Origin of the sequence: Pedobacter aquatilis, from assembly GCF_032678425.1 — a bacterium.
Classification (GTDB): domain Bacteria; phylum Bacteroidota; class Bacteroidia; order Sphingobacteriales; family Sphingobacteriaceae; genus Pedobacter; species Pedobacter aquatilis_B.
The window spans coordinates 166,118-180,179 of record NZ_JAVTSG010000006.1 but is presented as its reverse complement, the minus strand read 5'-3'; the positions used below and the strand labels follow the sequence as shown (position 1 = coordinate 180,179).

Annotated in this window: 14 protein-coding genes; 6 read left to right on the top strand and 8 right to left on the bottom strand. The window is 36.5% G+C overall.

Features of this window, described 5'->3' with window-relative positions; genetic code table 11:
• Window positions 1-11 precede the first annotated feature (11 nt).
• The 3 genes from R2Q16_RS17510 (at window position 12) to R2Q16_RS17500 (ending at window position 3,185) form a co-directional block, all read left to right on the top strand.
• Window positions 12-278, top strand: a complete 267-nt coding sequence (locus R2Q16_RS17510) for a hypothetical protein (RefSeq protein WP_316738969.1) — start codon at window positions 12-14, stop codon at window positions 276-278.
• 57 nt (window positions 279-335) lie between these two features.
• Complete coding sequence (gene dprA / locus R2Q16_RS17505) at window positions 336-1,430, top strand: DNA-processing protein DprA (RefSeq protein ID WP_316739249.1); 1,095 nt, start codon at window positions 336-338, stop codon at window positions 1,428-1,430.
• A gap of 393 nt (window positions 1,431-1,823) precedes the next feature.
• Complete coding sequence (locus R2Q16_RS17500) at window positions 1,824-3,185, top strand: pyridoxal-phosphate dependent enzyme (protein ID WP_316738968.1); 1,362 nt, start codon at window positions 1,824-1,826, stop codon at window positions 3,183-3,185.
• A gap of 217 nt (window positions 3,186-3,402) precedes the next feature.
• On the opposite strand, the gene murA is transcribed toward R2Q16_RS17500, so the two are convergent.
• The 6 genes from murA to R2Q16_RS17470 all read right to left on the bottom strand — a co-directional run bounded on the left by murA (window position 3,403) and on the right by R2Q16_RS17470 (window position 10,124).
• Window positions 3,403-4,728: a UDP-N-acetylglucosamine 1-carboxyvinyltransferase gene (gene murA, locus R2Q16_RS17495; protein WP_316738967.1), complete on the bottom strand. Its 1,326-nt coding sequence runs from the start codon at window positions 4,726-4,728 to the stop codon at window positions 3,403-3,405.
• A gap of 134 nt (window positions 4,729-4,862) precedes the next feature.
• Window positions 4,863-5,552 (bottom strand): DUF4290 domain-containing protein, encoded by a 690-nt coding sequence (locus tag R2Q16_RS17490; protein WP_316738966.1) that lies wholly within the window; start codon window positions 5,550-5,552, stop codon window positions 4,863-4,865.
• Window positions 5,553-5,986: 434 nt separating this feature from the next.
• Complete coding sequence (locus tag R2Q16_RS17485; protein WP_316738965.1) at window positions 5,987-6,484, bottom strand: SixA phosphatase family protein; 498 nt, start codon at window positions 6,482-6,484, stop codon at window positions 5,987-5,989.
• Window positions 6,477-7,508, bottom strand: coding sequence for a glycosyltransferase family 9 protein (locus tag R2Q16_RS17480; RefSeq protein WP_316738964.1), 1,032 nt, complete (start codon window positions 7,506-7,508; stop codon window positions 6,477-6,479). The genes R2Q16_RS17485 and R2Q16_RS17480 overlap by 8 nt, the downstream gene beginning before the upstream one ends.
• An 86-nt stretch (window positions 7,509-7,594) precedes the next feature.
• Complete coding sequence (locus tag R2Q16_RS17475) at window positions 7,595-8,197, bottom strand: DUF4254 domain-containing protein (protein WP_316738963.1); 603 nt, start codon at window positions 8,195-8,197, stop codon at window positions 7,595-7,597.
• Window positions 8,198-8,447: 250 nt separating this feature from the next.
• Complete coding sequence (locus R2Q16_RS17470) at window positions 8,448-10,124, bottom strand: helix-hairpin-helix domain-containing protein (protein WP_316738962.1); 1,677 nt, start codon at window positions 10,122-10,124, stop codon at window positions 8,448-8,450.
• Window positions 10,125-10,211: 87 nt separating this feature from the next.
• On the opposite strand from R2Q16_RS17470, the gene R2Q16_RS17465 reads away from it, so the two are divergent.
• On the top strand, window positions 10,212-10,532 hold the full coding sequence (locus tag R2Q16_RS17465) for a hypothetical protein (RefSeq protein WP_316738961.1): 321 nt from the start codon (window positions 10,212-10,214) through the stop codon (window positions 10,530-10,532).
• 82 nt (window positions 10,533-10,614) lie between these two features.
• On the opposite strand, the gene sppA is transcribed toward R2Q16_RS17465, so the two are convergent.
• A complete protein-coding gene (gene sppA / locus R2Q16_RS17460) occupies window positions 10,615-12,381 on the bottom strand; it encodes a signal peptide peptidase SppA (RefSeq protein ID WP_316738960.1) in 1,767 nt (588 codons plus the stop codon).
• A 50-nt stretch (window positions 12,382-12,431) separates the two neighbouring features.
• Here sppA and folK point away from each other — a divergent pair, with 50 nt between their 5' ends.
• Both folK and R2Q16_RS17450 read left to right on the top strand, forming a co-directional pair.
• Window positions 12,432-12,926: a 2-amino-4-hydroxy-6-hydroxymethyldihydropteridine diphosphokinase gene (gene folK / locus R2Q16_RS17455; protein ID WP_316738959.1), complete on the top strand. Its 495-nt coding sequence runs from the start codon at window positions 12,432-12,434 to the stop codon at window positions 12,924-12,926.
• 17 nt (window positions 12,927-12,943) lie between these two features.
• Window positions 12,944-13,327: an Hpt domain-containing protein gene (locus R2Q16_RS17450; RefSeq protein ID WP_316738958.1), complete on the top strand. Its 384-nt coding sequence runs from the start codon at window positions 12,944-12,946 to the stop codon at window positions 13,325-13,327.
• A 5-nt stretch (window positions 13,328-13,332) separates the two neighbouring features.
• Here the strand turns inward: R2Q16_RS17450 and pssA are convergent, their stop codons facing one another.
• Window positions 13,333-14,019 (bottom strand): CDP-diacylglycerol--serine O-phosphatidyltransferase, encoded by a 687-nt coding sequence (gene pssA, locus R2Q16_RS17445; protein WP_316738957.1) that lies wholly within the window; start codon window positions 14,017-14,019, stop codon window positions 13,333-13,335.
• Between the last annotated feature and the right edge of the window lie 43 nt (window positions 14,020-14,062).

Sequence of the window (14,062 nt, the reverse complement as noted above, 5' to 3'; positions counted from 1 at the left end):
AAAAAGATATTATGCCAATAGAGACCGTTGAGAAAGAACAAATAGGATACTTAAATATTATAAATGCCACAGAAGATAATTCAGGAAGCTTGCAAAAGAAACTGGATGAAGCACAGCGTCTTGGAAATGAATTTAAAGCCAAGGCCGTAATTACATTTAATACAACCATTGGTCCGAAAAGGGTAGATACAACCGTTTGGTCTGTTACCGAAAAATATATTCAATTAAAAAATAACATACACATCCCTCTTAAAAGCCTTATCGATATTGATTTCTAATCATTTAAGTATTAAGGAAATAAATCATCCCGCATTTATTCACCTTAACGTTTAATGATGAGTACGCTTCACAAAATTGCCTTAACTTTTATTAAATCTATTGGCCCTGTAAACGCCAAAAATTTGCTTGCTTATTGTGGGAGCGCAGAAGCCGTATTTTTAGCGAGTAGAAAACAACTGCTCCAAATTCCGGGGATTGGTGAGAAAACAGTTGAGGCAATTTTAAAAACAGATGCGTTGGAACGGGCGCAAGAAGAATTAAATTTCATAGAAAAACATGGCATTGAAGTTTTGTTTTTCTCTGATGAAAACTACCCTAAACGCTTAAAAAACTGTGCTGATGGTCCAATACTGCTTTATTTTAAAGGCAAAGCTGATTTAAATCACCCCCGGATTATAAGTATTGTAGGCACAAGGAATGCTACAGACTATGGCAAGGCACTTTGTAAGCAATTGTGTGAAGTACTCTCCGCTTACGATGTTTTAATTGTAAGTGGTTTGGCCTACGGAATTGACGTTGCAGCACATAAAGAATGTATCGCTAACAATATTTCCACAGTTGGGGTTTTAGGTCATGGTTTAGATAGATTGTACCCTCAAGTACATAAACCTGTTACGCAGAAAATGGTGTTAAATGGAGGCTTACTGTCAGAGTTTCCAACCAAAACCGATCCAGACAGGCAGAATTTTCCACAACGCAATAGAATTATTGCCGGCATAGCCGATGCAACAATCGTTATCGAAGCCTCAATTAAAGGTGGGGCTTTAATCACTGCTGAAATTGCAAATTCGTACAATAAGGATGTTTATGCTTTCCCGGGTAGAACTACTGATGTTTACTCTGAAGGTTGCAATTTTTTAATTAAAACCAATCGGGCAGGGCTTATCAATAATGCTAACGACTTGATTTATTATTTGGGTTGGGACGATGAAGTGAGGAAAAAGAAAATTGAAACACAGACCACTCTGCAACTTAATTTAACAGCAAACGAGCAAAAAATTGTAGATGTTCTTAAAGACAATCAGCTAACCATTGATGAATTATCAATTACCGCAGGCATACAACAAAGTAAACTTGCCATCATTCTGCTTACTTTAGAAATGCAGGGTGCTATTATTTCCCTACCGGGAAAGATATATAAGTTGGCTTAGTAAATCAAAACCGTTACCAATAATTTATGGATTTGTAGTTTCTTTTTTTAGTTCTGAAAGTAGGCCATTCATGATAAACCCGGTAGAGCCAAATAGCCCACAATGAAGCGCAGCGAAATGAGGATTATAGGCGATAACGGGACTAAAGTATCTATGAAAAAACCGAACCATTGATTTTCAAATGAAATTAGCGGTACATAAAATTACATTACTAGAACCAAACTTACTCAAATCAATAAAACCATAATTGCGATGCGCCCAATAATCAATCTATAATACCTATAATATTTATAGATTATGCAATTAAATTCTATTAAAATTTAATATTCGAAATTATGTTTCAAATAAAATATTGTTTATAAAATACTTAATGCCTTTGTTTAATTTTGCTAAATGTGGTATAACAATATTTTAGAAACCATTGGTAACACGCCTTTGGTAAAATTAAATACGATAACGAAAAACGTTCCTGGAACAATCCTGGCGAAAATAGAAACAACCAATCCTGGCAACTCGATTAAAGATCGTATGGCGGTTAAAATGATTGAAGATGCTGAAAAAAGTGGTAAGTTGAAACCCGGTGGAACCATTATTGAAGGTACTTCTGGAAATACCGGAATGGGTTTGGCGATGGCTGCAATTATTAAAGGATACAAATGTATTTTTACCACAACCGATAAACAGTCTAAAGAAAAAGTTGATGCTTTACGTGCTTTTGGTGCCGAAGTTATTGTTTGCCCTACCAACGTAGAACCTGAAGACCCACGTTCTTATTATTCGGTTTCATCGCGTTTAGAGCGTGAAGTGCCAAATTCATGGAAGCCAAACCAGTACGATAATTTAGCAAATTCTGCTGCGCATTACGAGCAAACCGGACCTGAAATTTGGGAACAGACAGAAGGTAAAATAACGCACTTAGTGGTTGGCGTTGGTACTGGTGGTACCATTTCGGGCACTGGTAAATATTTGAAAGAGAAAAACCCTAATATTAAAATCTGGGGAATTGATACTTACGGTTCTGTTTTTAAGAAATATAAGGAAACTGGTATTTTTGATAAGGATGAAATTTATCCATACATCACAGAAGGTATTGGTGAAGACTTTTTACCGCAAAACGTAAATTTTGATGTTATCGATTTATTTGAGAAAGTAACTGATAAAGATGCCGCCTTAATGACTCGTGATATTGCCCGTAAGGAAGGTATTTTCGTTGGTAATTCGGCTGGTGCGGCGATTGGCGGACTAATTCAATTAAAAGATAAATTAAAACCAGAAGATGTTGTTGTCGTTATTTTCCACGACCACGGAAGCCGTTACATGGGTAAAATGTATAATGAAGATTGGTTACGAGAACGTGGATTTTTACAAGATGAAAAGTTAACAGCAAAATCAATCTTGGCTAAAAAAGAAGCCACAGAAATTGTAACGCTTGATGCGGATAAATCTGTTTTAGAAGCCATCAATACGATAAAATCGATGAATATTTCTCAAATTCCGGTTACGCAACAGGGTATGATTGTTGGTAAAATTGCCGAGAGTGATATTTTATCGGCATTGTTAGAAAATCCGGGATTAAAGTCTGCACCAATTTCTGAAATCATGACTTCAACCTTCCCGTTTGTTGATTTGAATACTTCAATTGATAAAATTTCATCGTTAATTAATAAAGAAAACTCTGCAGTTTTAGTTGAAGATGAGGCCGGAAAAATAGAAATTATTACCCAATACGATATTATAAACGCGATATCGGGGTAAGGATTTATTCACAAAGTCGTCATTGCGAGGCACGAAGCAATCTTAAAGCTTTGTGCTTCCAAAATGTAACTGTTATAAAAGATTGCTTCGTGCCTCGCAATGACGAGATTCCATAAAAAACGCCCGAGTAAGAAATTACTCGGGCGTTTTGCGTTATGCTATTTAAGCTTTCGGCTTTCACCTTTTCGCTTTCATCTATAATCTTTCAGCTCAAAGCCTAATGGCTCGGTGCATCGGCATTTACACGCTTAATCTGTGCACCTAAAGCACGTAAACGCGTATCAATATCCTGGTAACCACGTTCAATCTGTTCGATGTTATAAATGGTCGATTTACCTTCGGCAGATAAAGCAGCAATTAACAACGAAACTCCAGCCCTGATATCAGGAGAAGTCATGCTGATGCCACGAAGTTTGTATTTTTTATCAATACCATTAACTGTAGCACGATGTGGGTCGCAAAGGATAATTTGAGCACCCATATCAATCAGTTTATCTACGAAGAATAAACGGCTTTCGAACATTTTTTGATGGATTAAGACATTGCCTTTAGCTTGTGTGGCTACAACTAAAACGATGCTCAATAAATCTGGCGTAAAGCCAGGCCAAGGTGAATCGGCAATGGTTAAAATCGAACCATCTATAAAGGTATCAATTTCATAATGCTTTTGCGATGGTACGTAAATATCGTCGCCCCTGCGCTCTAGTTTAATACCTAATTTTTTAAAAACTTCAGGAATTACGCCAAGCTCGTCATAAGAAACATTTTTAATCGTAATTTCCGATTCTGTCATAGCGGCCATACCAATGAAAGAACCAATTTCAATCATATCTGGCAACATTCTGTGTTTAGTACCGCCTAAAACCTTAACACCTTCAATGGTTAATAGGTTAGAGCCAATTCCAGAAATTTTAGCGCCCATGCGATTAAGCATTTTACAAAGTTGTTGTAAATATGGTTCGCAAGCCGCGTTATAGATAGTTGTAGTGCCTTTTGCTAAAACAGCAGCCATCACAATATTTGCTGTTCCGGTTACCGAAGCTTCATCCAATAAAATATAAGCACCTTTTAAATCGGTTGCATCAACATTAAAGAAAGCTTTTTTGCTATCGTAAACAAACTTTGCACCTAACTTTTCAAAACCGATAAAGTGCGTATCTAACCTTCTTCTGCCGATTTTATCGCCACCTGGTTTAGGTATTGCAGCTCTACCGAAACGAGCCAATAATGGGCCAACAATCATAATCGAACCGCGTAAACCACCGCCTTTAGCTTTAAAAGTTTCTGACTCAAAGAAATTCAAATCGATGTTTTTAGCCTCAAAAGTGTAAGTGTCTTTGTCAATACGCTCAACAATTACACCTAAATCGCCCAATAATTCAATCAGCTTATTCACATCCTTAATATCTGGAATGTTGCTAATCGTAACTTTCTTTTCGGTAAGCAAAACAGCCGATAAAATCTGTAAAGCCTCGTTTTTGGCGCCTTGTGGAGTGATTTCGCCCTTTAATTTAATTCCGCCTGTTATTTCAAATGCGTTCATATTTCTTTAAGTATTTAGTAATGAGTAAGTGGTATTAAGTATTTAGTATCAAGTATCAAGATTGGGTGCATAGTTAAATTCTGACGCAAACTTGTACTTTTTAGTCTTTTACCTTTCGCCTTTTACCTTTCCTTTTAATATTTAGGTTTATTATTGTTGTTTCGTCCGCGATTATTATTGTTGTTATTATTCTGACGGTTTTTACCGTTGTTATTGTTATTATTATTGTTGCGTCCGCGGTTGTTATTGTTATTCTGACGAGGATTTTGAGCCCTAAACTCAACCTTAGCCAAATTCACACCTTCATCAAGAGAAAGTAATCCGCCAGATAGATATTTCAAATCCTTAATAATGGTATCGTCGCTCACATTATCCTTATTCCAGGTAACATATGCCATTTTCATAAAGTTTGCAATGCCTTGCACCATTACCTTTTTATGTTCCGGATTTTCCTCACGCATTGCCTTTTCAATCAAATTCTCAACTGTTTTACCATAATGTTTATAGGTAATTCTTTGCTGAGGATAAGGTAACGGCTCCGGCTTTTTAAAAGCATTTTCTGGTAAAGGCTTCGGGTACGGACTTTCTACATCAATCTGGTAGCCCGAAATAATGTGTAAATGATCCCAAAGTTTATGCTTAAAATCGGCAACATCACGCAAATGCGGTTGTAAAAAACCCATCAGGTCAATAACCGCCTGGGCATATTTATTACGTTCTTCTATGGTTGGTAATTCGCAAATATATTTTACCATGTTTTGAACGTTGCGGCCATATTCCGATAAAATCAAATGGCTACGCGTAGTATTATAGTCAAAACTCATGTTCAGATAATTTAGTGGATAAATCTTCCGGCGATACGAATTATGAAATAACCAAAAGAAGTTAGGTTAAGAATTCACCGAAATGTCTATTGCCGGACTTTTCGTTATTATATGCTCAAAGATAATTAAAATTACGATTTAAGGGTTACGATTTTAGATTTTTTTTGGAAATGTACGTTCAGTAATTCTTTTGATTTTGCAGCCCCGCTATCACTTCAAGTCCTCGCTCGTTCCTCGCTTGCGGGCTTTCCGTTTTATCGGGTTTATTTAACAGAGAACTGAGCTTTTTGGAACTGACAGTACCAGGTTCGCGTTAAATTATATTTTAAATATTTCGATAGTTGCAAGGAAAAAATGTAGTTTAAATTACTCAGATTTCTCCACTTCGGTCGAAATGATGATGTTAAACGTGTTCCGTGTTTCCGTGGCAAAAACTATACCTCATCACTATTCTTCGGATAATCAAAAAACACCAAATCGCCAGTTCCCTTACTTATCATTTTCCATGATACAAAAGGAAAAGAAATCAGTACCATACCCGCAGTAGGGATATTGTAAATATCAGCGTCACTTAAATCATTGGCTAAATCAGTAAAACCGGGGTTATGCCCAAACATAATCACAGTTTCAGCATCATCATTAAAGCCATTAATAACTTTCAAAAGCGTAGCTGAAGAAGCCTCATAGATAGATTCTTCGTAATTAATATTATCTGTTTTATAAGCTTCTGCGAAAAATTTGGCGGTAGATTTTGCCCTTTTTGCCGGGCTACTTACAATTGCATCGAACTTGAAACCACGATTAATTAATCGGTCTGCCATTTCTGGCGCATTCTCTTTACCACGTTTATTTAACGGTCTGTCAAAATCTTTCAACTCGGGGTTTCCCCAGTCTGATTTGCCATGACGAACTAATAGTAATTGCTTAGCCATTTAGTTTTTCTTTAATTTTGTTTAAAACTGTATCCGGATGAATTAAATCCATACAGCTTTCAACACCGCAAATACACGGTTTGTTTCCGTAAATTGAATTTGGTCTGGCAGGATTTTCGATTTGAATACAATCACTTTCATCTTGTCCATAACCTAAAAAACCTGCATATGGATGTGTTGGCCCCCATATAGAAACCACTGGAACGCCAACTAAAGAAGCCATATGCATTCCTGATGAATCCATGCTCAGCATCAAATCTAAATTAGAGATAATCGCTAATTCCTCACTTAAATTAAAATTACCAATTAAATTGTGGGTGTTTGAATAACTCATACTCCACTTTTCTGCAATGGCTTGTTCCGTTTTTCCGCCACCGAAAATAAAAAGCTCATAGCCAATTAAACTTAAAGCCGAAACAACCTTCTCCATTTTCTCCAATGGATAAATTTTATAAATATGCTGGGCAAAAGGGGAGATGCCTACTTTCTTTTGCTCGCTATCCTTAAATAAGCTTTTGGCTTTTGAAGGGATTTCTTGCGGAGCTGAAACTAATTTATGGCTTAATGAAATACGATATCCCAAAGCTCTGAAAACATCGGCGTAGCGTTCTACAGTAAGTTTAAGTTTTTTAAATATTTTATTAGTCGAACGGGTTAAAGCTTTTTTCTCCGCTCGCCCTTTATCTAACCGCTTTATTTGTACTCCGCTTAATCGAAAAAATGTAGAAATTGCCCGGCTACGTAAATTATCGTGCAAATCTGCAATTGCAATTGGTTTATATTTCCTTAATTCCTGATAAAGTTTGTACAATCCATCAATACCTTTATGAATGGTTTTAGGCAGTATAGCATGAAAAATTACATTAGGAATTCCATCAAAAAATGGTTTAAAAGCCTCACGGCTAACCATTATAATTTCAGTTGATGGATTTTGGGCTGAAAATTCCTTTAAAACAGAAGCCACCATTGCAACATCGCCCATGGCCGAAAAACGTAAAACGATAATTTTTTTGGGTATGGCCATGTTGATAAATCGTTCACCATTGCGAGGTACGAAGCAATCTCTACAACAAACAGATTGCTATATACCTTGCAATGGTGAATTTGGAACTAAACTTTATTATACAACACCGGATTTAAACTTGGGTCGTTGTACATTTTCATTTGTTTATACACTTTCATGTACTTTTTACCTGCCTCAATATCTGCCAACAATTCATCAATACTTGCCGATAAATCATCACGTTGAGCAAGTAAAACATTAAGTTTCGTTTGGCACGCTTCGCGATGTTCTGCCGATGCACTTTCACGTTCAGCCTCCTCCCGCATATGGTAAATTTTCAAAGCCAAAATCGAAAGCCTGTCAATTGCCCATGCCGGACTCTCCGTATTCACCTTTGCATCCGGCGAAGCCGAAATACCTTTGTAAAGATTTAAGAAATAACCATCAATAAACTCAACCATGTCGGTACGAACCTGGTTTTGCGCATCAATACGTCTTTTCCAGCTTAAACCTTCAACCGGGTCTATCTGTGGATTACGCACCACATCTTCCATGTGCCATTGGGCAGTATCAATCCAGTTTTTAATGTAAAAAAGATGCTCTAAGCTTTCAGCATCGTATGGGTTTTCAACCGGATGGTCAATATCATCAAACTTGTGGTAGTCTGTAATAACCTGATTAAATACGCGGTTGGCAATTTCACTTATCATGGGGGCAAAGATATTATATTGATTTTGGATTTATGAGTTACGATTTTAGATTTCTTGCTTAAGCATTAATGTCAGAGCGTCTTTCCGTCAAAGTTTTAAGCTTGTAATGATTTTGATTCAAATAATTCCGAGTCTTCTGTTTTTCCGTGGCAAGAGGTTAATAGCCTTAAAACACCTAGCCAATTGCATTAAGATTTCCAACTAAATTGGAAATGACGACAACGAACCAGTTAACCCACTCACCAACTATCTACGCCTTCTTTCTATCAAAATACTCTGTTATTTCTTCCAAAGAGAATGCATTTAAACATTTACCTGCACTTAAGCCACCTTTGCGGGCAACTAAAATTCCATATTTCATGTCGTGAAAACCTTCAGTACGATGCGCATCTGGATTTACAGATAGCAAAACGCCTTTCTCCAAAGCATATCTGTGCCAGCGCCAATCTAAATCTAAACGCAATGGATTTGCATTAATCTCAATCACCACATGATTTGCGGCACAAGCATCAATAATCTTTTTATAATCAATAGGGTAGCCTGCACGACTTAGCAATAACCTTCCGGTCGGATGCCCCAAAATAGTAGTATATGGGTTTTCAATTGCTTTTAGTAAACGTGTAGTTGCTTTTAATTCATCCATACGCAAATTACTGTGTATCGAAGCAACCACAAAATCGAAAGTTTTTAAAACATCATCCGAATAATCTAAAGAGCCATCGCTTAAAATATCACTCTCAATCCCTTTAAAAATTTTAAAAGGTGCTAGCTTTTTATTTAGCTCATCAATTTCCTGGTGCTGTTCAAAAACACGCTGCTCATTCAAACCTTTGGCATAAACAGCAGTTTTTGAGTGGTCGCAAATACCTAAATATTCAAGGTTTAGCACATTCTTACAATAAACTGCCATTTGCTCTAAAGTATGCACCCCATCGCTCCAGGTAGAGTGGTTGTGCAAACTGCCTTTCAAATCATCATATTTTATTAATGTTGGAAGATTATTTTCTTTCGCCAATTCAATTTCGTCGAAATCTTCACGCAATTCGGGTTCAATAAAGGCTAATCCGGCATTGCTGTAAATTTCCTGCTCATTTGCAAAAGGGCCATCGCCAGCCAGGCTTAAAACCTTCTGTACATGCTCAGCGTTACCGGTAAGTTTAAACCATTCGAGGTAGAAGTTTGCTTTCTCAACTACTAAAATTTTGATTCTTAAACCTGTTTCCGTTGTGGTGATAAAAAACTCTTCTCCAACTATTAAGGATAACTTTTCGAAATTTGGCAACCCTAGAATTACATTTTCTAAGTGCTCTGCACCAATTACAATTTCAAGTTCATCAATTATCTCACATGCTCTTCGGTATTGACCAGCAAAAGCGATAGAAGAATGGTGATCTACACTGATTAACCATCTCGAAAGTTCGTCTAAAATAGACTCTGCAAAACCTTCAACCTGCGCATATAAAAATCTGCCGTTAGCAGCCAGTTTAAATTCGATAGCTTTTTTAATTTCCTCCTGCGTTTTTAAGCCGAAGCCTTTTGCCTCAATCAATCGGTTTTCGTTGCAGGCATAGTACAATTCGCCAATGCTTTCGATACCTAATGTTCGCCAGATGATTAAAATTTTCTTCGGACCAATGCCCTTAATGCCAAGCATTTCAATAATGCCTTCGGGTGTCTGTTGAACAATATCATTTAATTCTTTTAGCTCACCTGTTTCGAGCAATTCGATAATTTTTGCAGCAAGACTTTTTCCAATACCTTCAATCTTATCAATTTCATCAACAGGTTTATCTTTTAAAGCAAATGGTAATTTATCCACCTTAAAATAAGCATTGGCAACTGATTTAATTTTGAAAGGATTCTCCTCATGCAATTCCATTAACTGTGAAAGCAAGCGTAAAGTAAGAGCGATGGTTTTGTTTTCCATAAGCCGTAAAATTAGGAAATAGTTTTTCGATGTTACATCGTTATGCGCTAAAAATTTATATTTTCACTTCACTAAATAACGTAAACTATGTCAGCTATAAAGGGAATTGATGGAATGAGCGCAATTGTAATTAATCAGGAAATAGAACAAGGTGCTAAATTTGTAATGTACCAATACACAATTTCAATCTTAATAATGACTTTTCGGAGAAGCTCTGATATTCATTTTATAAAATCGGGAGAAAATGCCATTACAAAAGGCTTGGGTTGGACAGCATTATCTTTTGTACTCGGTTGGTGGGGTATTCCTTGGGGACCAATTTATACAATCGGTTCTATCGCTACCAATTTTAAAGGTGGCAAAAATGTAACACAGGAAGTGCTTAATCATATGAACCAGTATTCGTAAGTCCGGTTCATCAATTTTTAAAATGAATGTAAGATGAAAGATAGTTTTTTGCCATCACTCATCTTACATCATCGATTTCCTGTTATTTTATAACGGCCTCAAAAGGCATTCTCATTTGAATACCAGAACTTGCCATTACTTTTTTCATTTGCTGATAAAGCATGTAATTATCGCCAAGTTCTTGTTTGGTATAATAGGTTTTTATTCTGTCTGTACCTTGTTCAAGAAAAGATTTCAATGGGTCAATCACATCTGGATATTCTACAACTTTAAAGTCTTTTACTTTAGCTTTTTTAGCTGCTGAATTAATCGCATCATTAAAACTTCCGATTTTGTCAGCTAATCCAATTTGAACGGCATCAGTTCCAATCCAAACATGTCCGCCGCCAATGCTATCGATGTAAGTTTTGCTTTTCTTTCTGCCATCCGCAACGCGACTAACAAAACCGCTGTAAATTCTATTCAATTCGTTTTGAATGATAAATCTTTCACCTTCCGTCATTGGTCGGTTGGTGGCCATGATATCGGCATATTTACCAGTCTTAACACCGTCGAAAGTAATGCCCAGTTTATTCGTCATTAAGTTTTGGAAGTTTGGTATCAAGCCGAATACACCAATAGAACCTGTAATGGTATTTGGTTGAACAAAAATACTATCAGCAGCACAGCCAATGTAATATCCGCCAGATGCGGCAACATCACCAAAGGATGCGATTACTGGTTTCTCCTTTTTGGTCAGCACGATTTCTCTCCAGATTACATCAGAAGCTAAAGCACTTCCACCCGGAGAATTTACACGGATAACGATAGCTTTTACATCATCGTCCAAACGGGCCTTTCTAATTGCCCTTGAAATTCTTTCAGAACCAATTTGTGCATCCGAACCTTCGCCTCCAGTTATTTCGCCATTAGCGTAAACAACAGCTATTTTATTTTTGCTGCTACCAGATGAGCTTACGTTTTTAGCATAATCATTTATCGAAACTGAAGTAATATCTTGTTTTTTGGTTTTACCTGAAATGGCTTTCAGTTCTTCTAAAATTTCATCTTTGTATTTCAATGCATCAATCATTTTATAGTCCAATGCATCTTTTGGTGCTCTGATTTTGTAGTTATCAGCTATGCTATATAAACTGTCTTTTTGTATGCTTCTGGTTTTTGAAATATCTGTTAAAAAAGTATTGTACAATCCGCCAACGTAAGCGGTAACTTGCTTGCGGTTGTAATCACTCATCTTATCCAAAATAAATGGCTCAACAGCACTCTTGTAGTTCCCCACTCGAATGACCTGCATTTCTACACCAACTTTTTCTAAAGTGCCCTTAAAGAAAGTAAGTTCTGAACTGAAACCTTTAAACTCCAAAGCACCTTCCGGATTTAAATACACTTTATCTGCCGCAGATGCGATATAATATGCACCTTGAGTATAAACTTCGCTATAGGCAATTATTTTTTTATGCGATTTCTTGAAATCAACCAAAGCATTTCTAACCTCACGCATGGTAGCAAAACCAGCATTCGGACTGCTGACATTTAAATAAATACATTTAATATTATCATCGCTTTTTGCCTTCTTAATTGATTTTAGAATATCATTTAGCCCGATACCATCACTTTCATCCGAACCAATGATTGGTAGATTGCCAAAACTTCTTCTAGGTGTACGTTCGGTAATGGGTTGGTCTAAGTTTAAGTATAAAACTGAATTGTTACCCACGGTTACGGTTTTATCGTCATCTATTGATGAAATGGCTGCAACAATAACAACAAAGCATACAACAAATACAATAATAACTGAAAGGAAAAAACCTAACATCGAGGCAAATAAATACTTGAAAAAATCTCTCATTTAAATGTTTTAATTTTGTGGCGTAAAGATATAAAATACACATTGCATATATGGCATTAGAGCAAACAACTGCTTATTTGTTACTGGGTGGTAATTTAGGAGATAGAAAACGAAACCTTGAAGACGCAATTGAGCTATTGGATAGGGAAGTGGGTGAAGTTTTTATTCAGTCATCTATTTACGAAACAGCCGCCTGGGGGAAAACCGACCAGCCTTCTTTTTTAAATCAAGCCGTTGGGTTATACACTAATTTTAACGCCGTTGATGTACTGGAAAAAGCGCTCGGAATTGAGGCGAAATTAGGAAGGATAAGAAAGGAAAAGTGGGGCGAAAGATTAATTGATATCGATTTGATTTTATTTGGAGATGAAGTGGTAGATATTGAGGGAAAACTTCAGATTCCGCACCCACAGATGCAATACAGAAAGTTTGTGATGCAACCTTTGGTCGAAATTGCGCCCGATGTTGAGCATCCGATATTAAAGAAAAGTATTTTTCAAATAGCCCTAAATATTTCGGACGATTTGGAAGTAAAGAAAATCTAATTGCTTATGTTTGGTTTATGGAAGAGAACTATGATAATCATCCCTTAGATTTATCATATCTTGTTGAAATGGTTGGTCATGACCCAGAATTCATGATTGAAATTTTTAACACGTTTATTGAGCAGACGCCTTTTTACATGGCTGAGCTTGAAGATGCACTTGACCAGAAAAACTGGAAAAGAGTGGCCGATTGTGCCCACAAGATAAAACCAACCTTTACCTATGTTGGCAGAACAGATGTAAAGGAATTCGTGCACACCATAGAGCGTAGCGCCCGCGAGCTTATAGAATTGGATACTTTACCTGAAAGAGTTAAACAATTACATCAACATCTTCAAGGTATTTATAACCAAATAGAACTTTCAGTTGTGGATGTTAAAACTAAATACAATATAATTTAGCAGGTTTATGGTGCTGTAGTCGTTCCTCTGAAATGTAAAATCGATAAACCAATATAAAGTACCAGCACAAATGGTATTGCCGCAAATTGCAACACTGCAATTAAAACAGCAGATAAAATCAGGAATATAAATTTGATTTTATTCTTCGCCCAACTCAAATTGCTGAATTTTAAAGAGAATATTTTTATTTCGCTAACCAATAAAAAGCTAGTTATTGCGGTTATGGAAACAAGTAAAATTGTAGAACCAATTACTTGCGGATAATCTGTCGCGATAAAGGGTAAGGAACAAATGAAAAGCGTATTCATCGGGGTGTTAAGCCCAATAAAGTCTTCAGTTTGCCTTTCATCATTATTAAATTTAGCCAACCGCAAGGCCGAAAAAACGGTTATGAAAAAGCCCAGATAGGGTAAATATTCTGAAGAAAAATCACTTGCTTTTAATAAGTGGAACATAATAACACCCGGTAAAAAACCAAAACTTACCATGTCTGCCAACGAATCCAAATCTTTCCCAATCGCCGATTTTACATTCAACAACCTGGCCACCATTCCATCAAAAAAATCAAAAATGCCCGAAAGAATTACGAAATATGCTGCAGTTTGTAAGTCGCCTTTAAATGCAAAAACGATTCCAATACAACCAGAAAAAAGGTTTGCACAGGTAATCGCGTTAGGTATATGCCTTTTCATAGAGTAAAAATGGAAGATGGAAAATGGAAGATGGAAAGGTATA

What these genes read in the sequence shown, in the direction of transcription:
- R2Q16_RS17510 (WP_316738969.1), top strand. Translation starts at nt 12, where the DNA reads ATGCCAATAGAGACCGTTGAGAAAGAACAAATAGGATACTTAAATATT.
- dprA (WP_316739249.1), top strand. Translation starts at nt 336, where the DNA reads ATGAGTACGCTTCACAAAATTGCCTTAACTTTTATTAAATCTATTGGC.
- R2Q16_RS17500 (WP_316738968.1), top strand. Translation starts at nt 1,824, where the DNA reads ATGTGGTATAACAATATTTTAGAAACCATTGGTAACACGCCTTTGGTA.
- murA (WP_316738967.1), bottom strand. Translation starts at nt 4,728, where the DNA reads ATGAACGCATTTGAAATAACAGGCGGAATTAAATTAAAGGGCGAAATC.
- R2Q16_RS17490 (WP_316738966.1), bottom strand. Translation starts at nt 5,552, where the DNA reads ATGAGTTTTGACTATAATACTACGCGTAGCCATTTGATTTTATCGGAA.
- R2Q16_RS17485 (WP_316738965.1), bottom strand. Translation starts at nt 6,484, where the DNA reads ATGGCTAAGCAATTACTATTAGTTCGTCATGGCAAATCAGACTGGGGA.
- R2Q16_RS17480 (WP_316738964.1), bottom strand. Translation starts at nt 7,508, where the DNA reads ATGGCCATACCCAAAAAAATTATCGTTTTACGTTTTTCGGCCATGGGC.
- R2Q16_RS17475 (WP_316738963.1), bottom strand. Translation starts at nt 8,197, where the DNA reads ATGATAAGTGAAATTGCCAACCGCGTATTTAATCAGGTTATTACAGAC.
- R2Q16_RS17470 (WP_316738962.1), bottom strand. Translation starts at nt 10,124, where the DNA reads ATGGAAAACAAAACCATCGCTCTTACTTTACGCTTGCTTTCACAGTTA.
- R2Q16_RS17465 (WP_316738961.1), top strand. Translation starts at nt 10,212, where the DNA reads ATGTCAGCTATAAAGGGAATTGATGGAATGAGCGCAATTGTAATTAAT.
- sppA (WP_316738960.1), bottom strand. Translation starts at nt 12,381, where the DNA reads ATGAGAGATTTTTTCAAGTATTTATTTGCCTCGATGTTAGGTTTTTTC.
- folK (WP_316738959.1), top strand. Translation starts at nt 12,432, where the DNA reads ATGGCATTAGAGCAAACAACTGCTTATTTGTTACTGGGTGGTAATTTA.
- R2Q16_RS17450 (WP_316738958.1), top strand. Translation starts at nt 12,944, where the DNA reads ATGGAAGAGAACTATGATAATCATCCCTTAGATTTATCATATCTTGTT.
- pssA (WP_316738957.1), bottom strand. Translation starts at nt 14,019, where the DNA reads ATGAAAAGGCATATACCTAACGCGATTACCTGTGCAAACCTTTTTTCT.